Consider the following 26,228-nt stretch of genomic DNA (forward strand, 5'->3'; position numbering starts at 1 on the left):
CCGACCGCGCCGAGCACCGCCACCCAGATCAAGGCGACGTACCAGCGCCGCCGGAAGGCCGTACGGCCCAGTCGATAAAGGAAAGTAGCCACGGGCTGAGGTCTCCACTCGTCCGATCTCGGGAACCCCATCAGGTTCCCCGTGGCAGACCTCTCCCGTCGTCGTGCACCTGCCGACATTTCCGACTACTGAGAACGCAGTACGCCGCTTGCGGATCATCCTCCTGACGTCTACCGCCGGCCGCGGAGAACCGCGACCGGCGGCGTAGGCCAGGGGGGTCTAGCGGGTGCTTGCCGGGGCCTTCAGGTGCAGATCCGTGCTGGACAGTGTCATCGGTGTGGCCGAGACGGCCCGCAGCCGGATGCGTACTCCGGCGCGGGGGAGGGTGAACCTGCCGGAGGGCGGCAGGAGCTCGTAGCTGGCCGAGGAGTGCCGGCCGAGTGTGGCGGGGCCGGACTTGATGGACCAGTAGCGGCCCATGCCCTGGCCCGTGGTCAGGGTGAAGTGCGGGGTGAGGGCCGAGTCGCCGAGGTTGGTGACGCGGACGGTGAGCGCGGTCACGGCCTTGGCGGTGGTGGTCCGGCTCTCGCCGACCAGCCGCATCTTCAGGGGCGGTGAGCCCGTCACCGCCAGGGTCGACGCGACCAGGGCGGGGGCGATCAGCAGCACACCCGTGGCGATGCGCGCCCGCTGCCGGTGCGGGCCGCGCAGGAAGGCGGGCCGGGGCTGCCACGCCGTGGTGAAGGCCGACGGCGGCGCGGTCACGGCAGCGGCCAGCCACAGCGGCGTCATCATCAGGTAGTAGCCGTCCTGCGAACGTGTCGCCAGGAAGAACGCGCACCACGGCAGGACCACCGCGGCCGGCCCCAGCCGCCGCACGAACAGCACGAAGAGCCCGAGCAGCCCCGCGGCCAGCAGTATGCTCGCGTGCGAGTACCAGGACAGCCGGTCGCTGCCGTCGGTGAAGTACAGCGAGATGCCGACCAGGCCCTGGCCGTGCAGGTTCGCCTTCTGGGTGAGCGGGAGCGCGATCCCGGAGAGCCAGCTGCGTGGCTCGCTCACGATGAAGTACGCGTTGATCAGCAGCCAGGTCAGGGTGGCCACCCCCGCGATCCGGCCCACGGCGGCCGTCGCCGCACGCGCTCCGAGATCGCCGCGGCGCAGCGCGTAGACCCCGGCCAGCAGGAACGGCGTGAGGAACCACGGCAGCTGCTGCGAGGCGCAGGCCGCGCCCAGGCAGGCCGCTCGCGCCCAGTCGCTCCATCCGCCGTAGCCCATCCGCGGCCAGCCCACCACCACCGGGATGAGGAAGGCGCAGGCGACGATCGCCGGATAGCCGAGCCGGGCGTACGCGGGCAAGAGGCCGAGGCCGAGGCAGACCAGCGTGGCCGCGGACCGCCACTGCGTGGGCAGCATCCGCCACATCACGATCGTGGCCACGATCAGGGCGCCCGTGGCGGTCAGGACCGCGGGGGCGGCCCCGTGCCCGACCCACAGCAGCGGCGCGGTGAGCAGCAGGGGCAGCGGTGGATAGCCGTACGTGTAGTCGTACCCGCCGGTCATCGTCGGGGTGAGAGCGACCCCGTGCTGCCCGAAGAGCCAGGGCCACGGGTGGTCGTAGACCTGGTGCCCGGCGACGAACTCGCGGGCGGCCTGCGCGGTGAGGACGGACTCGTCACCGCCGCCGTGGTAGATGGCGAACCCGCACACCGCGAGCATGACGGCCGTCACCAGGACCACCAGGTCGAGGCGGGCCAGGGAGCGACTCCGGCGCACGGTCAGCGTCAGGACGCCCGTCACCAGGATCGAGGCATAGCAGACCGAGATCACCGCCGCGACGGCGAGCCGATGGCTCGCGGCCGCCGTCCACATCGGGCGCGTACCGATGAAGAGGCTGACGTCGGCGAGCAGGGTCAGGACGCGGTGCCACTGCGCGGGCGTCTCGTCGGGCGACGCCTTCGTGAGGGCCTTCTGGCCGGTGGTCGACGGCCTCATTTCTGCCAAGTACACGGGGTTGGACGGTAATTCCCGCAGATGAAGGCCGTGATGCCGGACGTGAAGAGTCCGGTATGAGGGTGGTAAGAAGAGTGTTTACGGCCGATGTGGGTGCGTGTCGTGTGGGAGCGTCTCATATAAGGGCGTCTCGTGCTTTGACTGGGCATATGTGGGTGTCTCAGGCGTTGGAGAGGGACACCTCGGTGGACTTGATGAGCGCCACGACCGCCGATCCGGCCGCCAGGCCCAGCTCCGTCACCGCGTCCTTGGTGATCGCGGAGGTCAGCTCGCCGCCCGGGACCTCGACCTTGACGCGGGCCATGGCCCCGCCCGTGGAGACCTCCGTCACCGTGCCGGGGAACTGGTTGCGGATGCTCACCCCGTCGACCGGCCCGGTGGCCAGGGACACCTCCGTCGACTTGACCAGGGCGCGGACCGTGGACCCCGCTGCGAGACCCAGGTCCTCGACCGCCTCCGCGGTGATGGCCGCGGTGAGGTCCTGGCCACCGTCGAGACGGACCTTGACCGTCGCCATCACCTCGCCCGGGGTGACAGAGGTGACGGTTCCGGGGAGCTGGTTGCGGATGCTCAGGCTCATGGGTACGCCTCAATGTGCGGTGCGGAGGGACAACGGATGTCGGTGCGGTGGGAATAGTTGAGTTTCGCCAATTATGTGCAACTCGCGACCCTCGGTGGGCTCACCACACCCCGTGTCTCCCGTGTCTCAGTACACGTCCCGTACATACCGCTTCTCCGCCGCCAGCTGTTTGACGTACGCGATGGCCTCAGCCTCGCCCAGACCGCCGTGCGAGACCGCGATGTCCCGCAGCGCCCGGTCGACGTCCTTGGCCATTCGCGAGGCGTCTCCGCACACATAGAAGCGGGCGCCGTCCTGGAGCCAGTGCCACAGCTCGGGCCCGTGCTCACGCATCCGGTCCTGGACGTAGACCTTGGCGCGCTGGTCGCGCGAGAACGCCGTGTCGAGCCGGGTGAGCGAGCCGTCGTCGAGCAGTCCGGTCAGCTCGTCCTCGTAGTAGAAGTCGGTGGCGCGGTGCTGCTCGCCGAAGAACAGCCAGTTCGGCGCCCGATGGCCGAGCGCCCGGCGCTCCTCCAGGAAGCCGACGAACGGCGCGACTCCGGTACCGGGCCCCACCATCACCATGGGTGTCGTCGCGTCCGCCGGGGGCCTGAAGTGCGGCGACCGCTGCACGAAGACCGGGACCTCCGCCTCCGGCTCGGCATGGGCGAGGAAGGGCGAACACACCCCGCCCCTCGGCCGGCCGGCCGGATTCTCGTACCGCACCACCGAGACGGTCAGCGAGACGAGGTGCGGGTCGACGAGTGGACTCGACGAGATCGAGTACAGGCGGGGCTGCAACCGCTTGAACACCTCGGCCCACTCCGCCGCCGACGCGCGCACCGGATGCTCGGCCACCACGTCCACGGCCTGTCGCCCCCAGGACCAGCGGGCCAGCTCTCCCTTGTTGTCCGGACGCATCAACTTCCTCAACTCGCGCCCGTCACGCGTCCGTTCGCCGACGAAGCGCAGCAGGTCCGGCGTGATCCGCGTGATGTCGAAATGCCGAAGCAGGGCCTCGCCGAGGGGGACCTCACCAACACCCGTCACCTCGACGGCCGTTGAGCCGTCGACCCCGATCGTCTCCAGCCATTCGGCAACCAGGCCGGGCGAGTTGACGGGCCGTACGCCGAGCGCGTCCCCGGCCTCGTACGGCAGCGGGCTCTCGCTGTCCCGGGTGTCGAAGGTGAACCGGCGCACTTCCTTGCCGGCGCCGGGCAGGCTGAGCAGCCGGTTGCCGGTGAGGCGGGCGGTGGCGGCGGCCGGCGCGGGCTTGGCGGGCTTGGCGGTCCGGGGCGCCTCGGGTGCCCTGGGCGCCTCGGGCCGCCCGCCGAGCGCGGTGAGGATCAGCTCCAGCCAGGCGTCCGCGTTCGGCTCGTAGTCCGGTTCGCAGTCCGTACGGGGAGCCAGGCGTACGGCGCCCAACTCGTCCAGGCGCGCGTCCAGCCGGCGTCCGTGCCCGCAGAAGTCGTCGTACGAGGAGTCGCCGAAGGCCAGCACGGCATAGCGCACGCCGTCCAGCCGCGGGGCCTCCTGCCCGGACAGGGTGTCCCACAGGCCGGACCCGTTGTCGGGCGCGTCACCGTCCCCGAAGGTGCTGGTGATGAAGAGCAGATCGGCGCTGCGGGCGAGGGCGCCGACGTCCGCCTCGTCCATGCCGACCAGTCGCGCACGGTGCCCGGTGGCGGCGAGCCGCTCGGCGGTGGCCGTCGCGAACTCCTCCGCGTTCCCGGTCTGCGAGGCCCACAGCACCACCACCTCACGGCCCGCGGACTCCTGCGCCGGAGCCGCCGGGGGCGCGGAGCGCGAGTACATCCCGGCGAGCACGCCGTTCACCCAGAGGGCGTGCTCGGGGTCGAAGGGGGCGTCCGGGGGGAGGACGGGCACGCCCGGGAGCCCGGAGGAGAGCCCGGCGAGAAAGCCGCTGAGATACTGACGCTCGACGGAGGAGAGCACGGGCGGGGGAGCGGGCTCCAGGCCGAAGCCTCCGGGTGACGTGCCGACGCTTCCGGATGACGTGCCGACGCTTCCGGGCGTCGTGCCGAAGCCTCCGGGCGTCGTTTCGACTCGGTCGGGCGCACTCGGCCCGTCCGGCGCCTTCGGAAGAGCCCTTCGGGCGGCAACGCGCGCCAGCGACACCGCACACACCTTGAACTCCGGCTGGAACGACACCGGATCCACCGCGTCACTGGTCACCGCGTTGATGCTCAGGTACTCGCCGAACAGGTCGTTCCAGTGAAAGGGCGCGAACACGCATCCCACCCGCACCCGGTCCGTCACCACCGCCGGCAACACCGCCCGCCCCCGCCGGGAGGCGACCTCCACCGAGTCGCCCTCCACGACGCCGAGCGCGGCCGCGTCCTGCGGATGCAGCTCCACGAACGGCCCCGGATTGAGCTTGTTGAGCTTCGCCACCTTCCCCGTCTTGGTCAGCGTGTGCCACTGGTGCTGCAGACGCCCGGTGTTGAGCACGAACGGAAAGTCGTCGTCGGGCATCTCGGCGGGCGGCAGATGGGGCCGCGCGTAGAAGACGGCCCGCCCGCTCGCGGTGGGGAACGACAGCTCACCGTCGCCCCCCTTCTCCACATACCGGATCGGATTCCGCGCGGGCCCGTCCTCCCGCGCGACGGGCCACTGCACGGGCCCGCCCCGCAGCCGCTCGTAGGAGGCACCCCGCAGATCCCACCCCGTCTTCGGGTTCCACGCCTCCTTGATCTCCTCGAAGATCTGCTCGGCACTGTCGTACGAGAACTCCTTCTCGTACCCCATGGCGCGGGCGACGGCCGCGATGATCCGCCAGTCCGCCCGCGCCTCCCCGGGCGGGTCGACGACGGACCGTGCCAGGGTCAGCGTCCGCTCGCTGTTGACCAGGACGCCCTCGGCCTCCGTCCACAGCGCGCCGGGGAGCACGACGTCGGCGTAGGCGTTGGTCTCGGTCTCGGCGAAGACGTCCTGGGTGACGACGAACTCGGCGGCTTCGAGCCCTTCGATGACGGTCCGGCGGTTGGCGACCGAGGCGACGGGGTTGGTGCAGATGATCCAGCAGGCCTTGATGTCCCCCTCGGCCATCTTCCGGAACATCTCGACGGTGCCCTGCCCCACCCCGTCCTTCCGGATGCTCCCGACCGGCAGCCCCCACAGCTCCTCGACGAAGGCACGCTCCTCGTCCACCAGCACCGAGCGCTGTCCGGGCAGCCCGGGACCCATGTACCCCATCTCGCGCCCGCCCATGGCGTTGGGCTGCCCGGTCAGGGAGAAGGGCCCGCTGCCGGGCCGGCAGATGGCGCCCGTGGCGAGATGGAGATTGACGAGCGCGTTGGTGTTCCAGGTGCCGTGCGTGGACTGGTTGAGCCCCATGGTCCAGCAGCTCGTCCACTCCCCGGCCTCACCGATCAGCCGCGCCGCCGCCCGGATGTCGTCCTCCGGGATGCCGGTGATCTCGGCGACGGCCGCGGGCGGATAGTCGGCGAGGAACGCGGGCATCGCCTCCCAGCCCTCGGTGTGCCGGGCGATGAAGTCCGGGTCCGTGTAGCCGCCTTCGTGCAGCAGGTGCAGCAGTCCGTTGAGCAGCGCGAGGTCGGTCCCGGGCCTGATCTGCAGAAACAGATCGGCCTTCGCCGCCGTCGCGGTGCGCCGCGGATCGACGACGATCAGCTTGGCCCCGGCCTTCACACGCTCCATGAGCCGCAGGAAGAGGATCGGATGGCAGTCGGCCATGTTGGACCCGATGACGAGGAACACGTCCGCGCGGTCGAGATCGTCGTACGACCCCGGCGGTCCGTCGGCGCCCAGCGACAGCTTGTAGCCGGTGCCCGCGCTCGCCATGCACAGCCGTGAGTTCGACTCGATCTGGTTCGTCCGTACGAAGCCCTTGGCCAGCTTGTTGGCGAGGTACTGCGCTTCGAGGGTCATCTGTCCGGAGACGTAGAAGGCGACGGCGTCCGGGCCGTGCTCGTCGATGATCGCGCGCAGGCGCCGGGCGGTCTCGGCGAGGGCCGCCTCGACGGGGACAGGTCGCGGCTCCTCGCCGCGGTCCTCCCGCACGAGCGCGGTGGTCAGCCGGCCGGGCGCGGCGAGCATGTCGGCCGTGGTCGCGCCCTTGGTACACAGCCGACCGGAGTTGGCGGGGTGCTCCTTGTCCCCGGACGCCTTCAGGACCGTACGCCGTCCGTCCGGCCCCCGGCCGATGTCGAGGACCATGCCGCAGCCCACACCGCAGTACGAGCAGACGGTCCGGACCTGCTCCGGGCGTGGGGTCGTGGTCATGCCGACGACAGTACGAATTGCCCGTTACGCGGATGTCACATGGTCTGATCTTGGAGGGTTACGCCCGCTGCACAACCGGCCGGCGGCCGATGTGAGGGTGTCGCGGACCGTGTCGCTGTTGGGCCGAACGGGTGACCATGCGTAAGAATTGGCCGGTGCAGACAATGAGTGCGAGCCAGGACGGGGTGGGCCAGTGAACAGCCACGACGTCACCGACGAGCAGTGGGAAGGGCTCGCCCAGGTCGTTCCGCTACGGGGCCGGGACGCCTGGCCCTCGGCGGTGAATCACCGGTCGATACCCGAGGCCGTGACCGAGGCGCGGCGCCGCTTCGTGGTCCTGCGGGTCAATGTGTTCGCGGACGCCCGCGATGTCGCCGAGACGCTGATGTCGGGCATCCCGGTCCTGCTCGACCTGACCAGTGCGGAGACCGAGGTCGCCAAGCGGGTGCTGGACTTCAGCACGGGGGTGGTCTTCGGTCTGGCGAGCGGCATGCACCGGGTCGACCGCAACGTGTTCCTGCTCACACCGCGCGGGACCGAGGTGCGGGGGCTGATGGAAGGGGCGGGGGTTCCCGGGATCTGAGCACGGGCGACCAGGACCGGCCTCCGCGCGCGGGCGCGCGCCGGTCCCCCGATCGTAGGAAGGCCGCCAGGCTGTAACGGTTCGCCTGCGGTTCGCCCGGCAGGGGGCGCTTACCGTCCACATATGACCGTGTCATCTCTGGCGGCCCCCGCCCAGGCCGAGGCGCGCCCCGACCGGCCCGGCGCCACCGAACTCAGGCTCGCCGCCTTCGCGGCACACCGGCGCGCCCGGTTCCCGCTCGGCCCCCTCACTCTTTTCAGCGGGCCCAGCGGCAGCGGCAAGACCGGTGCCCTGCGGGCGTACGAGGCACTGGCGCGGCTCGGCGGCGGCGCCCCGCTGGGCGAAGTGTTCCCCGACCCGGCCTCCTGCGTCCCCGAACGCGCCCGGCCCGACGCCCAGCGACGGCGCGGCTTCCGCATCGGCTGCACGGTCGACGGCCCCGAAGGACCCGTACGGCTCGATGTCGCCGTACAGGCCGAGCCCGAACTGCGCATCGTCGGCGAGCGGCTGACCGCGGGCGGCCTGACCCTCCTGGAGACCGCGCTACGGGACCCGGGCCGCCGGGTCGTCCAGGCGGCCTGGCACACGGCGGGCTCGTCGACGGTGACCCGGGGCCCCCTTCCCGACAACCGCCTCGGCACCGCGCTGCTGCCACTGCGCGTCGCCGGCCGGACGGACGGCGAACGGCGGGTCCTCGCCGCGGCCGAGCAGATGGTGGTCGCCCTGCGGTCCGTGTACGCCTGCGACCCGAGCCCCCGACGGATGCGCGCCGCCGCCCCGCTCGGCGCGGGACGGCTGCTCCGGGGCTGCGACAACCTCGCCGAGGTGCTGTGGCGCACCCGCTCGGAGTGCGGGCATCGCTACGCGCACCTGGTCACGGCGGTACGGGCCGGCTGCGCGGGCCCCGTCACGGACGTCCTGGCCGAGCCGCTCGGCGACGGCACGGTGCGCGCGCTCCTCGACCGCGGGGACGGCGTCCGTACGCACCTGGGGCTGCTCGGGGACGGCGAGTTGAAGTATCTGGCACTGGCCCTGGTACTGCTCACCGGGCCCGGCGTGCTGGAGGTCGATCCGGCGGGGGAGGTCCCGGCCGCGCTGCAGACGCTGACGGTGCTGGCCGACGGCTTCGACCGGGGGCTGGATGTGCGGCAGGCCGGGGAGTTGGTGCGGCTGGCGGCGCGGATGTGCGAGCGGGGGCACATCCGCCTGGTGGGTGCGGTGGGCGATGTCGTCCGGGTGCGCGAGGTGCCGGGGGTCACGGTGGTAGACCTGACGCCGTGAGTGAAAGTGAACTGGACGTGGCGAAGTTGCAGCGCAGGCTGGCCGAGTTCGCGGCCGCGCGGAACTGGCAGCAGTACCACACGCCGAAGAACCTGGTCGCCGCGCTCAGCGTGGAGGCGTCCGAGCTGGTCGAGATCTTCCAGTGGCTGACGCCCGAGGAGTCGGCGCGGGTCATGGACGACGCGGACACCGCGCACCGCGTCACGGACGAGGTGGCGGACGTGCTGGCGTATCTGCTCCAGCTGTGCGAGGTGCTCGGCATCGACGCGCTGGCGGCGCTCGACGCGAAGATCGACCGGAATGAGCGGAGGTTTCCGGTGGGGGAGGGGGCGTAGGGGCGGGGGCCGGGGAAGCGGCGAGTCCGATTGTCACTCTCCGGGGTCGTTGAGTTGTCCACATTCAACTTCGTGTCCACAGATTTCGGTCTTCCTCTGGCTTTTCGTCTCGCGGGCTCTCACTCTGGGTAGTGGACAGGGGAGTTCGGGCGGACGTGCGATGAGCGCGTCGGGACAGACGGGGGCAGCGCATGGACGCGGTGCGGCTCATCGGGGCGAGCAGGCGTGCCCTCGCGGGGAGCGGGGACACGGTCGAAGTGATCGCGGAGGCGTGGCAGGCGCAGGCCCTGGCCCAGGCCATAGGGAGTCGCTTCGCCGTCTCGGGGCCGCCGGAACTCCGGGGCGAGGCGCTTGGACTGACGGAGCTGGCGGGCCGGGGCTGCGGTGTGCTGAACGCGCCGCCGCTCGACATGGCCGACTTACGCGCCGCTCAGCTCACCGAGTTGGGTGATGCACGAGAGTCCCTGCTGTGCCTCGGGGGTCTTCTTGGCGAGGTCGGTATCGCTCTCGTCGGTATCGCCTGCGCGGCGGACGAACAGGGGACGTACTGGCAGTGCATGGAGGCGATCGACGCGGCGGACGAGTCCCGCGACCGGGTCCTGGAGATGCTGAGACGGTTGGCGGCGCGGGACCAGGGGGTGGTGGAGCGGGGGTGGGCGACGGGGTAGGCGGGGGCCGCCGGGCGCGCAGTTCCCCGCGCCCCTGAAGGGGCGGAGCCCCCAGGTGGGGCGTCGCCATGAGCCGGGCCCTCCGGCTCCGCCCGAGCCCGGCGATCACCACCTACCCGGGTCGCTGCCACGAACCCACGCCGCACAAGGGGGCGCCGGATTTCGCCCGCCGGGGGCCCGAGGAACGCGACCTCAGCCGAGCTGCGGCATGACCTCCGCGGCGATCAACTCCAGGTGGTCCAGGTCATCGAGGTCCAGCATCTGCATGTACATGCGCTGCGACCCGACGGCCTGATACTGGGCGATCCTCTCGACGACCTCCGCCGGGGAGCCCGCGAGCCCGTTCGCCTTGAGCTCGTCGACGTCCCGCCCGATGGCGTCCGCGCGCCGCTTCACCTCGGCGTCGTTCCTGCCGACACAGGCGACGAGCGCGTTCGAGTACACAAGGTCGTCCCCCTTGCGCCCGGCCCGCTCGGCCGCCGCCCGCACCCGCTGGAACTGCTGCTCCGTGTCCCCGAGGGAGGCGAAAGGAATATTGAACTCGTCGGCGTACCGCGCCGTCAGCTCGGGCGTCCGCTTGGCACCGTGCCCGCCGATCAGGACCGGCACCTTGGACTGCGCAGGCTTGGGAAGCGCGGGGGAGTCCTTGAGCTGGTAGTACTTCCCCTCATAGGTGAACCGTTCACCGACGGGCGTCTCCCACAGGCCCGTGACGACGGCGAGTTGTTCCTCCAGCCGCCCGAACTTCTCCTTGGGGAACGGAATCCCGTACGCCTCGTGCTCGGCCTCGTACCAGCCGGAGCCCAGACCGAGTTCCACCCGTCCGCCCGACATCTGGTCGACCTGCGCGACCTGGATGGCGAGGACACCGGGGAGACGGAAGGTACCGGCCGTCATGAGCGTGCCGAGGCGGATCCGGCTCGTCTCGCGGGCGAGGCCGGCCAGCGTGATCCAGGCGTCGGTGGGCCCGGGGAGTCCGTCGACGGATCCCATGTGCAGGTAATGGTCAGAACGGAAGAAGGCTCCGTAGTTGAGGTCTTCGGCGGCCTTGGCGACGCGGAGCAGCGTCTCGTAGGTCGCTCCCTGCTGCGGTTCTGTGAAGACTCGAAGATCCATACATCCATCATGCACCGGTCACATCAGCCGACCCAGCTGGAACCGCTGCCATGCAGCTCGGCGGGAAAATTCTCGGGTCCCCCAGGGGCGTTCGCTATACGTTGGAGCGGGCGCGCCGACGACAGGCCGGGAGTAGTGATCCCCCGGCGCGCTCTCCCCCCGCTGTGGTTCACCGGCGCTCGGCGCAGGTGAGGTATACACAGCTCAGAAGACGTTTCGAGGCAGATTCCAGTGTTCCTGACGATCAGTACCACCGGTACCCCAGAGCGCCCCGCCACCGACCTCGGCTTCCTGCTGCACAAGCATCCCGACAAGGCGCAGGTGTTCTCGACCTCCTACGGCACGGCGCACGTCCTCTACCCCGAGGCGTCCGTCGAGCGGTGCACGGCCGCGCTGTTGCTGGAGGTCGACGCGGTGGCGCTGGTCCGGCGCGGCAAGGGCAAGGGCCGCGGCGGCGCACCCGACGCCGCGCTCGCGCAGTACGTCAACGACCGCCCGTACGCCGCCTCGTCCCTGCTCGCCGTGGCGCTGAGCGCGGTCTTCTCCAGCGCTGTGAAGGGCCAGTGCGTCGCGAAGCCGGACCTGCCCGCCCGGCCGCTGCCGCTCCGGATCGAGGTACCCGCGCTTCCCGCCAGGGGTGGCGCCGACCTCGTACGCAAGCTGTTCGAGCCGCTCGGGTGGACGGTGGCGGTCGAGGCCGTGGCGCTGGACGCGAAGTTCCCCGAGTGGGGCGACTCCCGCTACGTACGCCTGGAACTGGAGGCGTCGGGCCTGACGCTCGCCGAAGCCCTGCGCCACCTCTACGTGCTGCTTCCGGTGCTCGACGACGCCAAGCACTACTGGGTGTCGTCCGACGAGGTCGACAAGCTGCTGCGGGCGGGCGAGGGCTGGCTGGCGGACCACCCCGAGCAGAAGCTGATCGCCGACCGGTACCTCTCGCGCCGCTGGTCGCTGACGCGGGAGGCCATGGAGCGGCTGGAGCTCGTACGGCTCGCCGAGGCCGACGACACCGAGGTCGAGGAGATCGACAACGCGGTCGACGAGGAGGCGGACACGGAGGAGAAGCCGATCCCGCTCGCCGTGCGGCGCCGGGACGCGATCCTCGCCGCGCTGCACACGTCCGGCGCGGCCCGCGTGCTCGACCTCGGCTGCGGTCAGGGTCAGTTGGTGCAGGCGCTGCTCAAGGACGTGCGGTTCACCGAGATCGTCGGTGTCGATGTGTCGATGCGCGCGCTCACCATCGCCTCGCGGCGGCTCAAGCTGGACCGGATGGGCGAGCGGCAGGCCGCCCGCGTGCGGCTCTTCCAGGGCTCGCTCGCGTACACCGACAACCGCCTCAAGGGGTTCGACGCCGCCGTGCTCAGCGAGGTCGTCGAGCACCTCGACCTGCCCCGGCTGCCCGCCCTGGAGTACGCCGTCTTCGGCTCGGCCCGGCCGCGTACGGTCCTGGTGACGACGCCGAACGTCGAGTACAACGTCCGCTGGGAGACCCTCCCGGCCGGACACTCCCGCCATGGCGACCACCGTTTCGAGTGGACCCGGGAGGAGTTCCGGACCTGGGCCCACCAGGTGGCCGCGCGGCACGGATACGACGTGGAGTTCACGCCCGTCGGGCCTGACGACCCGGAGGTCGGTCCGCCGACCCAGATGGCCGTCTTCACCCTCGCCACCGCCACCCCGACCACCACGAAGGAGGAGAAGGCCGCATGACCGGCAACGACACCACCCAGGGGCGCACCCTGCCCGTCACCGACCTCTCCCTCGTCGTCCTGATCGGCGCGTCCGGCTCCGGCAAGTCCACCTTCGCCCACCGGCACTTCACACCGACCGAGGTCATCTCCAGCGACTTCTGCCGCGGCCTGGTCGCCGACGACGAGAACGACCAGAGCGCCAGCGGCGACGCCTTCGACGTCCTCCACTACATCGCGGGCAAGCGGCTCGCGGCCGGCCGGCGCACCGTCGTGGACGCCACGAACGTCCAGCAGGAGAGCCGCCGCCAGCTGATCGAACTCGCCAAGAAGCACGACGTGCTGCCCATCGCGATCGTGCTCGACGTGCCGGAGGAGGTGTGCGCCGAACGCAATGCCTCCCGCACCGACCGTGCCGACATGCCGCGCCGCGTCATCCAGCGCCACATCCGTGAACTGCGCCGCTCGCTGCGGCACTTGGAGCGCGAGGGATTCCGCAAGGTGCACGTCCTGCGGGGCGTTGCGGAGATCGAGAGCGCCGAGGTGCGGACGGAGAAGCGGTTCAACGACCTGACCCACCTCACCGGCCCCTTCGACATCATCGGTGACATCCACGGCTGCGCCTCGGAGCTGGAGACCCTGCTCGGCAAGCTCGGTTACACCGACGGCGCGCACCCGCAGGGCCGTACGGCCGTCTTCGTCGGCGACCTCGTCGACCGCGGCCCGGACACCCCCGGAGTTCTGCGCCGCGTGATGTCCATGGTCGCGGCAGGCAACGCGCTGTGCGTGCCGGGCAACCACGAGAACAAGCTCGGCCGTTACCTCAAGGGCCGCAAGGTCCAGCACTCCCACGGGCTGGCCGAGACCATCGAGCAGCTGGACGGCGAGAGCGAGGAATTCAGCGCGCGGGTGCGGGAGTTCGTCGACGGGCTGGTCAGTCACTACGTCCTGGACGGCGGGCGGCTCGTCGTCTGCCACGCCGGACTGCCCGAGAAGTACCACGGCCGCACGTCGGGCCGGGTGCGCTCGCACGCTCTGTACGGCGACACGACCGGGGAGACGGACGAGTTCGGCCTGCCGGTGCGCTACCCGTGGGCGGAGGACTACCGGGGCCGGGCGGCCGTCGTCTACGGTCACACCCCGGTCCCCACGGCCACCTGGCTGAACAACACCATCTGCCTCGACACCGGCGCCGTGTTCGGCGGCAAGCTCACCGCGCTGCGCTGGCCGGAGCGCGAGCTCGTCGACGTACCGGCCGAACGGGTCTGGTACGAGCCGGCGAAGCCGCTGGCCTCCGAGGCGCCCGGCGGCCATGAGGGCCGTCCGCTGGACCTCGCCGACGTGCACGGACGGCGGGCCGTCGAGACGCGGTACGCCGGGCGGGTGGCCGTGCGCGAGGAGAACGCGGCGGCGGCCCTGGAGGTCATGAGCCGGTTCGCGGTCGACCCGCGCCTGCTGCCCTACCTCCCGCCGACGATGGCGCCCACGGCGACCTCGCAGGTGGAGGGCTACCTCGAACACCCCGCCGAGGCCTTCGCCCAGTACAAGGAGGACGGTGTCGCCCGCGTCGTGTGCGAGGAGAAGCACATGGGGTCGCGGGCGGTGGCGCTGGTCTGCCGGGACGCGGGAGTGGCGCGGGAGCGGTTCGGCGTCGCGGAAGGGCCCACGGGGGCGCTGTACACCCGTACCGGCCGGCCCTTCTTCGACGACGTTGCCGTCACCGAGGAGATCCTCGGGCGACTGCGGGAAGCCGTGACGGCGGCCGGTCTGTGGGAGGAACTGGGCACGGACTGGCTGCTGCTCGACGCCGAGTTGATGCCGTGGTCGCTCAAGGCGTCCGGGTTGCTGCGCAGCCAGTACGCGGCGGTCGGCGCCGCGGCCGGGGCCGCGTTCCCGGGGGCGCTGGCCGCGCTCGAAGGGGCCGCGGAGCGTGGGGTCGACGTCCGGGAGCTGCTCGGCAGGCAGCGGGAGCGGGCCGCCGACGCGGCCGCGTTCACCGAGGCGTACCGGCGGTACTGCTGGCCGACGGACGGGCTGGAGGGGGTGCGGCTGGCTCCCTTCCAGATCCTCGCCGTCCAGGGCCGCAGTCTCGCCGCGGTGCCGCACGACGAGCAGCTCGCGCTCATCGACCGGCTGGTCGAGCACGACGGGAGTGGGCTGCTGCAGACGACTCGGCGGTTGTTCGTGGACACCGGGGACGCGGAGTCCGTGCGGGGCGGGGTGGACTGGTGGCTGGAGATGACCGGGCGTGGGGGTGAGGGCATGGTCGTCAAGCCGGTCGAAGCGGTGGTGCGGAGCGGGCAGGGACGTCTTGTCCAGCCCGGCATCAAGTGCCGGGGCCGTGAGTATCTGCGGATCATCTACGGTCCGGAGTACACGCGTCCGGAGAACCTCGCCCGGCTGCGGGGGCGGTTCCTGAACCACAAGCGGTCGCTTGCGCTTCGGGAGTACGCGCTCGGGTTGGAGGCGTTGGACCGTCTGGCGGAGGGGGAGCCGTTGTGGCGGGTGCATGAGGCGGTGTTCGGGGTGCTGGCGCTGGAGTCCGAACCGGTGGACCCACGTCTGTAGGCGTTCTTCGGCTGCGGGGCGGTGGGGGCTGGGCGCGCGGTTCCCCGCGCCCCTGGGGCGGGGGCTTCGCCCCGCGCCCCTGAGAGATTCAGGTCACCAGGCGCAGCCTCACCTCCGCCACCCCCACCCGTACCGTCTGCCCCCACACCAGCTCCACCGCGTCGCTCTCCATGCCGTCCCCGAACGCGATGAGGCGGTCGGACTCGACGGTGAGGGAGAGGCGGGCGGAGGCGGTGAGGGTGCCGGAGACGAGGGACGTGCCGGTGGCCGGCGACGGCCAGGCCTCGCGGACGAACCAGAGCAGGCGTTCCTCCGCGGGCCCGGGCAGCGGCAGCTCACCGCCCCGCTCCTGCCACACCGAGCGGAGCCAGCCGCTGGCGCCCGTCCCGGTGCCGACCAGGACCCCGGAGGAGGCCTGGGGCTCGACGGCACCCCCGTACTCGTCGAGCCCCAGCCGATAGCGGGCCGTCTGATGGCTCGCGGTTCCGAGATAGATCTCGTTGAGTGCGACCAGCCGCTGCGTGTCGTCCGCGACCGCCTCGACCATGGTCAGCTCGTCGGCCCGGCCCCCGCGCGCCGAGGCGAGCAGCGTGCCCGCGTCGCGCGGCCGGTGCCGCACGAGCACCCCGGGGTTCCGTCCGGGGTCGGTGTCGATCCCCACCACCGGCTGTCCGGTCAGGTACTTGGCCACGTTCGCCACCAGCCCGTCCTGCCCGACCACGACCACCACGTCCTCCGGGGCGAACAGGAAGCGGTCCAGGTCGCCCCGCTCGACGCGCGCCTGACGCCAGGTCAGCGGCACCGCCGACACCACCTCAGCCAGCGCCTCCCGCGCCCTCCGGTGCCGCTCGGCCACCTCCTCGATGTCCCGCCCCCGGGAGGAGAGGAAGAACGCCGCCTGCCCGTGCGTCCCGTGCCGGGCCACCAGCTCCTCGTACTCCGTGGTGCGATGGACGAGGACGACCCGGGGCGCGAGACTCACAGCTCCGGCCCCCCGGTGGCCCCGTTGCCCAGCCGCGCGAGCAGGCCCGTCAGGACGTCCGGCGACACCGTGACGCTGTCGATACGCGGCAGGTTCTCGGCGAGCCGCGTGCCCGTCAGGGCGTGCAGCGTGGCGACGTCCACGTCCCCGTGAACCCGCAGCCAGGCGGCCTGCGCCGCGGCCCGCGCCTCGCCGACCTCCCGCGCGGCCGTGGCCTCGGCCTTGGCGAGCTGTACCGTCCGGATGCCCTCCGCCTCCGCGAGCCGCACGGTCCGCGCCGCCTCCGCCCCGGCCCGCACCGCGTCCGCCGCCGCGTGCTCCTCCGCCTCGCGCCGCGCGTTGGTGCCGCGCTGGTCGACCAACTGCTCCTCGCGCCGCGCGAGTTCGATCTGACTGGCGAGCTCGTTCTCGGCGATCGCCCGCTCCCGCTCGACGGCGACGGCCCGGCGTTCGTACGTCGCCTTGTCCGCCTCCTGCTGGATCTGCTCGCGGGCGGGAGTGCGCAGCGCCCGCTCCACCTCGGGTTCCGGGCGCAACGCGACGACCCGTACGGCCACCACCTCGATCCCCGTCGCGGGCAGCCGGGGTTCGGCGGCGAGCCCGCCCGCGATCCGCTCCCGTACCGACGCGACGCCGTCCACCAGGGCCGCCGCCAGCGACGTACGGGCCAGTACGTCCAGCGCGTGCTGCTGGGCCGTCTCGGTCAGCAGCGAGCCCAGCTGTTCGAGGGGCGCGCCGCGCCAGGAGCCGGTGTCGGGGTCGACGGAGAAGTCGAGCCGTGCGGCCGCGACACCGGGATCGACGATCCGGTAGGTGACGGTCGCCTGCACCGCGACGTCCTGGAAGTCGGACGTACGGGCGTGGAAGGTCATCGCCAACTCGCGGTCGTCGACCGGGACTTCGGAGAGCGTGGCGGTCAGGGAGCGGTACCAGAAGCTGAGTCCGGGGCCGTCGTGCACCAGCCGGCCCGACCGGTGGTGCCGGACATGGGCGGTCGGCGCCCCGCGCAGATGGCGCCAGCCGAGACGCCGGGTGATGTCGGCCATGGGTACCCCCTCGTCGCCGGGCGATCCCGGCGACCCGCTGTGATGTGCTTTTGTCGTCGCAGTGACGATAACGAAGGGGCCCCCTTATCGTCAAGGGGACGAAATCAACTCGCCCGTCTCCCGTCGATCCACGGGTGAACAGGCGTCCGGATGGTCAGGATGGAGGCATGGGATTCCATGTCGACTCCGAGGCCGGGCGGCTGCGCCGCGTCATCCTGCACAGACCCGACCTCGAGCTCAAGAGGCTCACCCCCAGCAACAAGGACGCGCTGCTCTTCGACGACGTGCTGTGGGTGCGCCGGGCCCGGGCGGAGCACGACGGGTTCGCGGACGTGTTGCGCGACCGCGGGGTCACCGTCCATCTCTTCGGCGACCTGCTGACCGAGGCTCTGGAGATCCCGGCGGCCAGATCGCTCGTCCTGGACCGGGTCTTCGACGAGAAGGAGTACGGGCCGCTCGCCACCGACCATCTCCGGGCGGCCTTCGAGACGTTGCCCGCCCCGGAACTGGCGGCCGCGCTGGTCGGCGGGATGACCAAGCGGGAGTTCCTGGACGCGCACCTGGAGCCGACCTCCGTGCGCTTCCATGTCATGGACCTCGACGACTTCCTCCTCGGCCCGCTCCCCAATCACCTCTTCACCCGGGACACCTCCGCCTGGATCTACGACGGGGTCTCCATCAACGCCATGCGCTGGCCCGCGCGACAGCGGGAGACCGTGCACTTCGAGGCGATCTACCGGCATCATCCGCTCTTCCGCGACGAGGGCTTCCATCTCTGGTCGGAGGGGCAGGCGGACTACCCGTCCACCATCGAGGGCGGTGACGTGCTCGTCATCGGCAACGGCGCCGTGCTCATCGGCATGAGCGAGCGCACGACGCCCCAGGCCGTCGAGATGCTCGCGCACAAGCTGTTCGCCGCCGGGTCGGCCCGTACGATCGTGGCGCTCGACATGCCCAAGCGGCGGGCCCTCATGCATCTCGACACCGTGATGACGATGGTCGACGGCGACACCTTCACCCAGTACGCGGGGCTCGGCATGCTCCGCTCGTACACGATCGAACCGGGCTCGGGGGACAAGGAGTTGAAGGTCACCGACCATCCGCCGGAGCACATGCACCGGGCGATCGCGGCGGCGCTGGGGCTGAGCGAGATCCGGGTGCTGACCGCGACGCAGGATGTGCATGCGGCGGAGCGGGAGCAGTGGGACGACGGGTGCAATGTCCTGGCGGTGGAGCCGGGGGTCGTCGTCGCTTATGAGCGGAACGTGACCACCAATACGCATCTGCGGAAGCAGGGTATTGAGGTGATCGAGATTCCGGGGAGTGAGCTGGGGCGGGGGCGGGGTGGGCCTCGGTGCATGAGCTGTCCGGTGGAGAGGGACGGGGTGGGGGTTTGATGTCACCCAGGAAGTGCCGTATAGAAATGTGGGCGATCGTATAGACTTCCAATCGTTCCCTTGTTCGCGCCGTCCCCGTACCTCTGGAGCGCCCCCATGGCGACAGTCCCGACCGCCCTCGCCGGACGCCACTTCCTCAAGGAGCTGGACTTCACCGAGGAGGAGTTCCGCGGTCTGATCGAGCTGGCCGCCGAGCTCAAGGCGGCGAAGAAGGCCGGGGCCGAGACGCAGTACCTGCGGGGCAGGAACATCGCGCTGATCTTCGAGAAGACCTCGACCCGTACACGCTGCGCGTTCGAGGTCGCCGCCGCGGACCAGGGCGCCTCGACGACGTATCTGGACCCCTCCGGTTCGCAGATAGGCCACAAGGAGTCCGTGAAGGACACCGCGCGTGTGCTCGGCCGGATGTTCGACGCGATCGAGTACCGGGGCGACAGCCAGGCCTCCGTCGAGGAGCTGGCCGCGTACGCCTCAGTGCCCGTCTACAACGGTCTGACCGACGACTGGCACCCCACCCAGATGCTCGCCGACGTGCTCACCATGACCGAGCACTGCGACAAGCCGCTCGGTGAGATCGCCTTCGCCTACCTGGGTGACGCCCGTTTCAACATGGGCAACTCCTACCTGGTCACCGGCGCGCTCCTCGGCATGGACGTCCGGATCGTCGCCCCGGGGGCCTACTGGCCGGCCGACGAGATCGTCGCCCGGGCCCGCAAGCTCGCCGAGAGCAACGGCGGACGCATCACCCTCACCGAGCACCTCGGCGAGGGCGTCCACGGCGCCGACTTCGTCGCCACCGACGTCTGGGTCTCGATGGGCGAGCCCAAGGAGGTGTGGGACGAGCGCATCGCCGCGCTGTCGCCGTATGCCGTGACCATGGATGTGCTGCGCGCCACCGGCAACCCGGACGTGAAGTTCCTGCACTGCCTGCCGGCCTTCCACGACCTGGGCACCAAGGTCGGCCGCGAGATCCACGAGACCCACGGCCTCGACTCGCTGGAGGTCACCGACGAGGTGTTCGAGTCGGCGCACTCGGTCGTCTTCGACGAGGCCGAGAACCGGCTGCACACCATCAAGGCGATCATGGTCGCCACCCTGGGGCGACCGGGAATCCCCGAGGTCCTGGCCTGACGGAGGTTCCCGCAGGCCTTATCCTGACCGGCGGTCCGGAGCCACCCCTTCCGCGACCGCCGCGCGACCGACCCCGTCGCACCCCGCACCACCGGAAATGAGCACCACCCGCATGTCCGCTCCACGCATCAAGTCCCCCCAGCTGCTGATGGCCGAATCAGGCGCCGACCGCGAAGGCCATGGCCTCAAGCGGACCATGGGCCTCTTCCAGCTCATCTGCTTCGGCGTCGGCGCGATCGTCGGCACCGGAATCTTCGTCGGACTCTCCGACTCGGTCGCGCAGGCCGGACCCGCCGTGGTCGTGTCGTTCATCCTCGCGGCGATCACCTGTGTCTTCACCGCGTTCGCCTTCGCCGAACTCGGCGGCGCGATCCCGGTCTCCGGATCCTCGTACTCCTTCGCCTACGCGGGACTGGGCGAGGGCACGGCCTTCCTCGTCGGCTGGTGTCTGCTCCTGGAGTACGGCGTCTCCGTGTCGGCCGTGGCGGTCGGCTGGAGCCAGTACGTCAACGAGCTGCTGCACAGCCTCACGGGCCTGCAGCTGCCCGCCGCGCTCTCGGCCGGCCCGTCCGACGGCGGGATCGTCAACCTTCCCGCGGTCATCGTGATCGCGCTGGCCTCGGTCCTGCTGATCCGCGGGGTGCGCGAGAGCGCCCGGGCGACCGCGGCCATGGCCGTGCTGAAGCTCGTCGTGCTCGTCGCCTTCTGCGCGATCGGGTTCAGCGCCTTCAAGCACGGCAACCTCACGCCGTTCTCCCCGGCCGGGCTCGGCGGGATCGGCGCGGGCACCACGGCGGCCTTCTTCTCGTACATCGGCTTCGACGCGATCACCACGGCCGGCGAGGAGGCCAAGGACCCCCGCCGCAACATCCCGATCGCCATTCTGGTCTGCATCGGTCTGGTCACCCTGCTGTACTGCGCGGTGGCTCTCGCGGCGATCGGCGCCGTCGGCGGCGACGCGGTCGCCGGGCGGCCCGCCGCGCTGTCGTACGTCGTCAACGTGGTCACCGGCTCCACGGTCGGCGCCGGGGTCGTCGCGTTCGGAGCGGTCGTCGCCATCGCCTCGGTCGTGCTCGCGGTGATGTACGGACAGACCCGCATCCTCATGTCCATGTCCCGCGACGGGCTCGTGCCGCGCGTCTTCGAGAAGATCTCGCCGAGGACCTCGACACCGGTCGCGGGAACCCTGATCGTCGCGATCGTCTTCGCCGTCCCGGCGGCCTTCGCCCCGCTGGACGCCGTCGTCAACCTGACGACGATCGGCACGCTCGCCACCATGGCCGCCGTCAATGTCGCGGTGATCGCGCTGCGGCGCCGGGAACCCGGTCTTGCCAGGACGTTCCGGGTGCCGCTCTACCCCGTGGTGCCGCTGCTCGGCATCGGCTTCTGTCTGTATCTGATGTACGAGACGGGCTGGACGACCTGGATCCAGTTCGTGTGCTTCCTGGCGGCCGGCTTCCTCGTGTACGTGCTCTACGGGCGCCGCAATTCGCGGCTGGCCCGATCGGCCACGGCGACCGCGGCTACACCGGACGCCGCTGAGCGGGCACCACAGGCAGTCTGAACCAGACCGCCTTGCCGGAGCCGGTGGGACGGTGACCGCAGGAGGAGCTGAGGGTGCGGATCAGGAGGAGGCCGCGCCCGTGCTCCTGCCAGGGGTCGGGCTCACCAGGCGGCTGAGGGACCGTGAGGTTGCCGGGCGGCGCCGGGTCCGGGTCGTGCACCTCGACCTGACAGCCGGTCGGCATCAGCTCCACGACCAGCTCTATGGGACCGTCCCCCGCGGTGTGCTCCACGGCGTTGGCGACCAGCTCCGCGGTGAGCAGTTCCGCGGTGTCGCTGTCGGCCGCGTGCTTCAGCTCGGCCAGCGCGGTGCGGACCAGGGCACGGGCGACCGGCACGGCCGCGGAGGTGTGCGGCAGCGCGATGCGCCAGGAGGCGGGGGCGGGGGTGTCGTGCAAGGTGGGTCCGTTCATGGAGCAGGCTGTCCTGCTTTCAATGTGAGGAATGGTACGGCGCGGCCGGACGGCGGCGTCAGGCGGGCGCTTTCCAGGACATTCGGTGGGCGCCCTCCCAGGACGTTCGGCTCGGCATGAGGCCCCGTACCCAGCTCAACGCCCCGCCTCCCGCGAGCTGCCCCGCCGTTACGGGGCTATCGAGAACCCGTGACTCGGCGACGGGAAACGGTCACTTCACGACCGGGTTATTGCGTGGTCGTGACGACAGTCACAGACTGGTGATAACTTCGTGGAGTATCGACGACCGCTGTCCAGCGCCCTGGGGCGCGGACCGCCGCCCCCGTCCGAGGAGGCCGCCCGTCATGAGTCCCTTCACCGGCTCCGCCGCTCGCACTTCCGACTGGCAGCACCTGAGGTGCGAGGTCACCGACGGGGTCGCCACGGTCACCCTGGCCCGCCCCGAGAAACTCAACGCCCTCACCTTCGGCGCCTACGCCGACCTGCGTGATCTGCTCGCCGAGCTCTCCCGTGAGCGGTCGGTACGGGCGCTGGTGCTCGCGGGGGAGGGGCGCGGTTTCTGCTCCGGCGGCGACGTCGACGAGATCATCGGCGCGACCCTGTCCATGGACACCGCCCAGCTCCTGGACTTCAACCGGATGACCGGGCAGGTCGTGCGGGCCGTACGGGAGTGCCCGTTCCCGGTGATCGCGGCGGTGCACGGGGTCGCGGCGGGCGCCGGAGCCGTTCTCGCCCTGGCCGCCGACTTCCGGGTGGCCGACCCGAGCGCCCGGTTCGCCTTCCTCTTCACCCGCGTCGGACTGTCCGGCGGCGACATGGGCGCCGCCTATCTGCTGCCCAGGGTCGTCGGGCTCGGCCACGCGACCCGGCTGCTGATGCTCGGCGAACCGGTGCGCGCGCCCGAGGCCGAGCGGATCGGCCTGATCAGCGAGCTGGCCGACGAGGGCAGCGCGGACGAGGCCGCCCAGCGGCTGGCCCGCCGCCTGGCCGAGGGCCCGGCTCTCGCGTACGCCCAGACCAAGGCCCTGCTCACCGCCGAACTGGACATGCCCCTCGCCGCCTCCGTCGAGCTCGACGCCGCGACCCAGGCCCTTCTGATGACCGGCGAGGACTACGCCGAGTTCCATGCGGCGTTCACGGAGAAGCGCGCGCCGAAGTGGCGGGGGCGATAGCCGTGGCGACGCGGACGGGTGCGTCTGTGCGTGTCGCCGTCATCGGCGGCGGTCCCGGCGGGCTGTACGCCGCCGCGCTCCTCAAGCGCCTCGACCCGGGCCGCGAGGTCACCGTCTGGGAGCGCAACGCCCCCGACGACACCTTCGGCTTCGGTGTCGTGCTCTCCGACGAGACGCTCGGCGGGATCGAGCACGCCGACCCGGTCGTGTACGCGGCGCTCCAGGACGAGTTCGTGCGCTGGGACGACATCGACATCGTGCACCGGGGCGTGCGCAGCACCTCCGGAGGCCACGGCTTCGCGGCGCTCGGCCGGCGACGGCTCCTGGAGATCCTGCACGAGCGCTGCCGCTCGCTCGGCGTCGAGCTGCGCTTCCGGGCCGAGGCCCCGCCGGTCGCCGAACTGATCACGGCGTACGACCTGGTCGTCGCCGCCGACGGGGTGCACAGCCCGACCCGGGCGGCGTACGCGGAGGTGTTCGGACCGTCGGTCGAGGAGCACCGCTGTCGTTACATCTGGCTCGCCGCCGACTTCGCCTTCGACTCCTTCCGCTTCGAGATCGTCGAGACCGAACACGGCGTGATGCAGCTGCACGGCTACCCGTACGCGGCCGACGCCTCCACCGTCATCGTCGAGATGCGCGAAGAGGTGTGGCGGGCGGCCGGTTTCGCGGACCTCGACGAGCAGGAGTCCGTCGAGGCCTGCGGCAAGATCTTCACCGACGCGCTCGGCGGGCGGCAGCTGCGGTCCAACAAGTCGATGTGGACCACCTTCCGCACGGTGGTCAACGACCGCTGGTCCCACGGCAATCTGGTCCTCCTCGGCGACGCCGCGCACACCGCCCACTTCTCCATCGGGTCCGGCACCAAGCTCGCCGTCGAGGACGCGCTCGCGCTGGCCGCCTGCCTGGAGGAGCGGCCCACTCTCGACGAGGCACTCGCCGCGTACGAGGAGGAGCGGCGCCCTGTCGTCGCGTCCACCCAGCGGGCCGCACGGGCCAGCCTGGAGTGGTTCGAGAACCTGGGGCTGTATCTCCACCAGCCCGCCCGCCAGTTCGCCTTCAACCTCCTCACCCGCAGCCGCCGTGTCACGCACGACAACCTGCGGCTGCGCGACGCGCACTTCACGGCGGAGGTCGAGCGCGAGTTCGGCTGCCCGCCCGGCACACCGCCGATGTTCACCCCGTTCCGGCTGCGCGGTCTGACCCTGCGCAACCGGGTCGTGGTCTCACCGATGGACATGTACGCGGCCGTGGACGGCGTCCCCGGCGACTTCCACCTCGTCCACCTGGGCGCACGGGCGCTCGGCGGCGCGGGCCTGGTGATGACCGAGATGGTGTGCGTGAGCGCCGAGGGCCGCATCACACCCGGCTGTACGGGCCTCTACTCACACCGGCAGGCCGATTCCTGGCGTCGGATCATCCGTTTCGTGCACGACCAGGCACCCGGCACCGCGATCGGCGTCCAGCTCGGCCACTCCGGCCGAAAGGGCTCCACGAAGCTGATGTGGGAGGGCATCGACGAGCCCCTGGAGGAGGGCAACTGGCCGCTGGTGGCCGCCTCCCCCGTCCCGTACGGACCGCGCAGCCAGACCCCCCGGCAGCTGTCCCGCGCACAACTCACCGACATTCGGGAGCAGTTCGCCGCATCCGCATGGCGTGCCGCCCGCTGTGGCTTCGACCTCCTCGAACTGCACTGCGCCCACGGCTACCTGCTCTCCGGCTTCCTCTCACCGCTCACCAACCGGCGCACCGACGCCTACGGCGGCTCGCTGGAACGCAGACTGCGCTTCCCGCTGGAGGTCTTCGACGCCGTACGGGCCGTGTGGCCGGAGGAGCGGCCCATGACCGTCCGCATCTCCGCCACCGACTGGGCCGAGGGCGGCAACACCGGGGACGAGGGCGTGGCGATCGCCCGGGCCTTCGCCGCGCACGGCGCCGACGCGGTCGATGTGTCGACCGGGCAGGTGGTCGCCGACGAACAGCCCGAGTACGGCCGCTCGTACCAGACCCCGTTCGCCGACCGGATCCGCCACGAGACCGGCCTCCCCGTGATCGCCGTCGGCGCGATCTCCTCCTGGGACGACGTCAACTCCCTGATCCTGGCCGGGCGTACGGACCTGTGCGCACTCGCCCGGCCGCATCTCTACGACCCGCACTGGACGCTGCACGCGGCGGCCGAGCAGGGGTACGAGGGTCCGGGCGTCACCTGGCCCAAGCCCTACCGAGCGGGCAGCCGCCGCCCGCAGACCGGACGCACCGACGCCCCCAAGCCCCGGCTCTCACTGGGGACTTGAGGGCGGCCGAAGGTCGGTCCTTGGTGTCTTAGGCGTCCTAGGCGTCCTAGGCGTCCTAGGCGTCCTAGGCGTCTTAGGCGTCTTAGGCGTCCTGGGCGGAGAGGTCGGCCATGCCCGCCGTCAGTGTCGAGCCGTCCGCCGGGTCGACGAGGAGGAACGCGCCGGTGCGGCGTACGTCCGCGTAGTCGTCGAGCGCGAGCGGCTTGGCGGTGCGCAGGGTGATCCGGCCGAGGTCGTTCGCGGTCAACTCGCCCACCCCGCCGAGGTCCTTGACGATCGCCTTCACGGTTCGCGTCGTGTGCTTGACCAGCACCCGGTCGCCGACCCTGAGGGCCCGGTCGGCCAGGTGGCAGACGGCCGCCCGGACGTCGTGTGTGAGCGCGGGCGCGTCCGGTCCGGCGGTGATCATGTCGCCGCGTGAGACATCGCGCTGGTCGGCCAGGCGCAGGGTCAACGACTGCGGGGCGTACGCGAGGCCGGTGTCCCTGCCGAGCACGTCGATGCCGACGATCTCGGAGGTCTCTCCGGAGGGGTGGACGGTGACCCGGTCCCCGACCCGCAGCGTTCCGGACACCAACTGGCCCGCGTAGTGGCGCACTTCGCCGTGCCGGATCACGTACTGGACCGGGAAGCGTGCCGGAGCGGACGTGGGCTCGGAACCCACCGGCACCGTCTCCAGGAACTCCAGGAGCGCCGGACCCTCGTACCAGTCCATGTGCGCCGAACGCTCCACCACGTTGTCCCCGCACAGCGCCGAGACCGGGATCGGTGTGAAGCCGGGCAGGTCCAGCTCGGCGGCGTGGCCCGCGAAGTCCTCGACGATCCGCTCGAAGTCCTTCTGCTCGTAGCCGACGAGGTCCATCTTGTTGACGGCGAGGACCACGTGCGGGACGCGCAGCAGCGCGGCGACGGCGGCGTGGCGGTGGGTCTGCTCGACCACCCCGTGCCGCGCGTCGACCAGGATGATCGCCAGGTCGGCCGTGGAGGCGCCGGTGACCATGTTCCGGGTGTACTGCACGTGCCCGGGGGTGTCGGCGAGGATGAACCGGCGGCGCGCGGTGGCGAAGTAGCGGTAGGCGACGTCGATGGTGATGCCCTGTTCGCGCTCGGCGCGCAGGCCGTCGGTGAGGAGGGCGAGGTCGGGGGTGTCCTG

The 26,228-nt window shown here is 71.3% G+C and carries 19 protein-coding genes; 11 read left to right on the forward strand and 8 right to left on the reverse strand.

Annotated elements, in window-relative coordinates; translation table 11 throughout:
* Positions 1 to 279: 279 nt before the first annotated feature.
* The 3 genes from ACFZDJ_RS54205 to ACFZDJ_RS54215 form a co-directional block, all read right to left on the reverse strand.
* Positions 280 to 1,995: a hypothetical protein gene (locus ACFZDJ_RS54205; protein WP_390941938.1), complete on the reverse strand. Its 1,716-nt coding sequence runs from the start codon at positions 1,993 to 1,995 to the stop codon at positions 280 to 282.
* A 178-nt stretch (positions 1,996 to 2,173) separates the two neighbouring features.
* Positions 2,174 to 2,593 carry a molybdopterin-binding protein gene (locus tag ACFZDJ_RS54210; RefSeq protein ID WP_384917761.1) on the reverse strand — a complete coding sequence of 140 codons (420 nt, stop codon included), beginning with the start codon at positions 2,591 to 2,593 and terminating at the stop codon, positions 2,174 to 2,176.
* 126 nt (positions 2,594 to 2,719) lie between these two features.
* The gene (locus ACFZDJ_RS54215) at positions 2,720 to 6,838 is read right to left on the reverse strand and encodes a molybdopterin-dependent oxidoreductase (RefSeq protein WP_391070642.1); all 4,119 of its coding nucleotides are present in this window, start codon (positions 6,836 to 6,838) and stop codon (positions 2,720 to 2,722) included.
* Between the two features lie 193 nt (positions 6,839 to 7,031).
* On the opposite strand from ACFZDJ_RS54215, the gene ACFZDJ_RS54220 reads away from it, so the two are divergent.
* The 4 genes from ACFZDJ_RS54220 to ACFZDJ_RS54235 all read left to right on the forward strand — a co-directional run bounded on the left by ACFZDJ_RS54220 (position 7,032) and on the right by ACFZDJ_RS54235 (position 9,705).
* The gene (locus ACFZDJ_RS54220; RefSeq protein WP_054234050.1) at positions 7,032 to 7,421 is read left to right on the forward strand and encodes a cell division protein SepF; all 390 of its coding nucleotides are present in this window, start codon (positions 7,032 to 7,034) and stop codon (positions 7,419 to 7,421) included.
* A 123-nt stretch (positions 7,422 to 7,544) separates the two neighbouring features.
* Positions 7,545 to 8,702: an ATP-binding protein gene (locus ACFZDJ_RS54225; protein ID WP_391070643.1), complete on the forward strand. Its 1,158-nt coding sequence runs from the start codon at positions 7,545 to 7,547 to the stop codon at positions 8,700 to 8,702.
* On the forward strand, positions 8,699 to 9,037 hold the full coding sequence (locus tag ACFZDJ_RS54230; RefSeq protein ID WP_075030563.1) for a nucleotide pyrophosphohydrolase: 339 nt from the start codon (positions 8,699 to 8,701) through the stop codon (positions 9,035 to 9,037). The genes ACFZDJ_RS54225 and ACFZDJ_RS54230 overlap by 4 nt, the downstream gene beginning before the upstream one ends.
* A 191-nt stretch (positions 9,038 to 9,228) precedes the next feature.
* The gene (locus ACFZDJ_RS54235; RefSeq protein ID WP_101401221.1) at positions 9,229 to 9,705 is read left to right on the forward strand and encodes a DUF6099 family protein; all 477 of its coding nucleotides are present in this window, start codon (positions 9,229 to 9,231) and stop codon (positions 9,703 to 9,705) included.
* Between the two features lie 192 nt (positions 9,706 to 9,897).
* Here ACFZDJ_RS54235 and ACFZDJ_RS54240 read toward each other — a convergent pair whose 3' ends face one another.
* Positions 9,898 to 10,821: a TIGR03560 family F420-dependent LLM class oxidoreductase gene (locus ACFZDJ_RS54240; protein ID WP_391070645.1), complete on the reverse strand. Its 924-nt coding sequence runs from the start codon at positions 10,819 to 10,821 to the stop codon at positions 9,898 to 9,900.
* A 231-nt stretch (positions 10,822 to 11,052) separates the two neighbouring features.
* Between ACFZDJ_RS54240 and ACFZDJ_RS54245 the strand changes: the two genes are divergently transcribed.
* Both ACFZDJ_RS54245 and ACFZDJ_RS54250 read left to right on the forward strand, forming a co-directional pair.
* Positions 11,053 to 12,531: a 3' terminal RNA ribose 2'-O-methyltransferase Hen1 gene (locus ACFZDJ_RS54245; RefSeq protein WP_391070647.1), complete on the forward strand. Its 1,479-nt coding sequence runs from the start codon at positions 11,053 to 11,055 to the stop codon at positions 12,529 to 12,531.
* A complete protein-coding gene (locus ACFZDJ_RS54250) occupies positions 12,528 to 15,077 on the forward strand; it encodes a polynucleotide kinase-phosphatase (protein WP_391070648.1) in 2,550 nt (849 codons plus the stop codon). Before ACFZDJ_RS54245 ends, ACFZDJ_RS54250 begins: the two co-directional genes overlap by 4 nt.
* Positions 15,078 to 15,165: 88 nt before the next feature.
* On the opposite strand, the gene ACFZDJ_RS54255 is transcribed toward ACFZDJ_RS54250, so the two are convergent.
* Together ACFZDJ_RS54255 and ACFZDJ_RS54260 are read right to left on the reverse strand one after the other, a co-directional pair.
* Positions 15,166 to 16,059, reverse strand: a complete 894-nt coding sequence (locus ACFZDJ_RS54255) for a hypothetical protein (RefSeq protein WP_391070650.1) — start codon at positions 16,057 to 16,059, stop codon at positions 15,166 to 15,168.
* Positions 16,056 to 17,105 (reverse strand): SPFH domain-containing protein, encoded by a 1,050-nt coding sequence (locus tag ACFZDJ_RS54260; protein WP_385374117.1) that lies wholly within the window; start codon positions 17,103 to 17,105, stop codon positions 16,056 to 16,058. Before ACFZDJ_RS54260 ends, ACFZDJ_RS54255 begins: the two co-directional genes overlap by 4 nt.
* Before the next feature lie 167 nt (positions 17,106 to 17,272).
* On the opposite strand from ACFZDJ_RS54260, the gene ACFZDJ_RS54265 reads away from it, so the two are divergent.
* The 3 genes from ACFZDJ_RS54265 (at position 17,273) to ACFZDJ_RS54275 (ending at position 21,197) form a co-directional block, all read left to right on the forward strand.
* Positions 17,273 to 18,502 carry an arginine deiminase gene (locus ACFZDJ_RS54265; RefSeq protein WP_390941924.1) on the forward strand — a complete coding sequence of 410 codons (1,230 nt, stop codon included), beginning with the start codon at positions 17,273 to 17,275 and terminating at the stop codon, positions 18,500 to 18,502.
* Positions 18,503 to 18,598: 96 nt separating this feature from the next.
* Positions 18,599 to 19,633, forward strand: a complete 1,035-nt coding sequence (argF, locus tag ACFZDJ_RS54270; RefSeq protein WP_101401228.1) for an ornithine carbamoyltransferase — start codon at positions 18,599 to 18,601, stop codon at positions 19,631 to 19,633.
* Positions 19,634 to 19,745: 112 nt separating this feature from the next.
* On the forward strand, positions 19,746 to 21,197 hold the full coding sequence (locus tag ACFZDJ_RS54275) for an amino acid permease (RefSeq protein WP_390941920.1): 1,452 nt from the start codon (positions 19,746 to 19,748) through the stop codon (positions 21,195 to 21,197).
* Here ACFZDJ_RS54275 and ACFZDJ_RS54280 read toward each other — a convergent pair.
* Entirely contained in the window at positions 21,157 to 21,609 is a 453-nt protein-coding gene (locus ACFZDJ_RS54280) for an ATP-binding protein (protein WP_391070651.1), read from the reverse strand. The genes ACFZDJ_RS54275 and ACFZDJ_RS54280 overlap by 41 nt on opposite strands.
* 344 nt (positions 21,610 to 21,953) lie before the next feature.
* Between ACFZDJ_RS54280 and ACFZDJ_RS54285 the strand changes: the two genes are divergently transcribed.
* Both ACFZDJ_RS54285 and ACFZDJ_RS54290 read left to right on the forward strand, forming a co-directional pair.
* On the forward strand, positions 21,954 to 22,781 hold the full coding sequence (locus ACFZDJ_RS54285; protein WP_168512050.1) for an enoyl-CoA hydratase family protein: 828 nt from the start codon (positions 21,954 to 21,956) through the stop codon (positions 22,779 to 22,781).
* Positions 22,766 to 25,075, forward strand: coding sequence for a bifunctional salicylyl-CoA 5-hydroxylase/oxidoreductase (locus ACFZDJ_RS54290; RefSeq protein WP_391070652.1), 2,310 nt, complete (start codon positions 22,766 to 22,768; stop codon positions 25,073 to 25,075). The genes ACFZDJ_RS54285 and ACFZDJ_RS54290 overlap by 16 nt, the downstream gene beginning before the upstream one ends.
* Before the next feature lie 82 nt (positions 25,076 to 25,157).
* Here ACFZDJ_RS54290 and ACFZDJ_RS54295 read toward each other — a convergent pair.
* Positions 25,158 to 26,228 (reverse strand): GTP-binding protein (locus tag ACFZDJ_RS54295; protein WP_391070654.1); only part of this gene is annotated, 1,071 nt, incomplete at its 5' end.

It is taken from the genome of Streptomyces sp. NPDC007896 (assembly GCF_042959425.1).
Taxonomy (GTDB): Bacteria; Actinomycetota; Actinomycetes; order Streptomycetales; family Streptomycetaceae; genus Streptomyces.

What these genes read in the sequence shown, in the direction of transcription:
- ACFZDJ_RS54205 (WP_390941938.1), bottom strand. Translation starts at nt 1,995, where the DNA reads ATGAGGCCGTCGACCACCGGCCAGAAGGCCCTCACGAAGGCGTCGCCC.
- ACFZDJ_RS54210 (WP_384917761.1), bottom strand. Translation starts at nt 2,593, where the DNA reads ATGAGCCTGAGCATCCGCAACCAGCTCCCCGGAACCGTCACCTCTGTC.
- ACFZDJ_RS54215 (WP_391070642.1), bottom strand. Translation starts at nt 6,838, where the DNA reads ATGACCACGACCCCACGCCCGGAGCAGGTCCGGACCGTCTGCTCGTAC.
- ACFZDJ_RS54225 (WP_391070643.1), top strand. Translation starts at nt 7,545, where the DNA reads ATGACCGTGTCATCTCTGGCGGCCCCCGCCCAGGCCGAGGCGCGCCCC.
- ACFZDJ_RS54235 (WP_101401221.1), top strand. Translation starts at nt 9,229, where the DNA reads ATGGACGCGGTGCGGCTCATCGGGGCGAGCAGGCGTGCCCTCGCGGGG.
- ACFZDJ_RS54240 (WP_391070645.1), bottom strand. Translation starts at nt 10,821, where the DNA reads ATGGATCTTCGAGTCTTCACAGAACCGCAGCAGGGAGCGACCTACGAG.
- ACFZDJ_RS54250 (WP_391070648.1), top strand. Translation starts at nt 12,528, where the DNA reads ATGACCGGCAACGACACCACCCAGGGGCGCACCCTGCCCGTCACCGAC.
- ACFZDJ_RS54260 (WP_385374117.1), bottom strand. Translation starts at nt 17,105, where the DNA reads ATGGCCGACATCACCCGGCGTCTCGGCTGGCGCCATCTGCGCGGGGCG.
- ACFZDJ_RS54265 (WP_390941924.1), top strand. Translation starts at nt 17,273, where the DNA reads ATGGGATTCCATGTCGACTCCGAGGCCGGGCGGCTGCGCCGCGTCATC.
- argF (WP_101401228.1), top strand. Translation starts at nt 18,599, where the DNA reads ATGGCGACAGTCCCGACCGCCCTCGCCGGACGCCACTTCCTCAAGGAG.
- ACFZDJ_RS54275 (WP_390941920.1), top strand. Translation starts at nt 19,746, where the DNA reads ATGTCCGCTCCACGCATCAAGTCCCCCCAGCTGCTGATGGCCGAATCA.
- ACFZDJ_RS54280 (WP_391070651.1), bottom strand. Translation starts at nt 21,609, where the DNA reads ATGAACGGACCCACCTTGCACGACACCCCCGCCCCCGCCTCCTGGCGC.
- ACFZDJ_RS54285 (WP_168512050.1), top strand. Translation starts at nt 21,954, where the DNA reads ATGAGTCCCTTCACCGGCTCCGCCGCTCGCACTTCCGACTGGCAGCAC.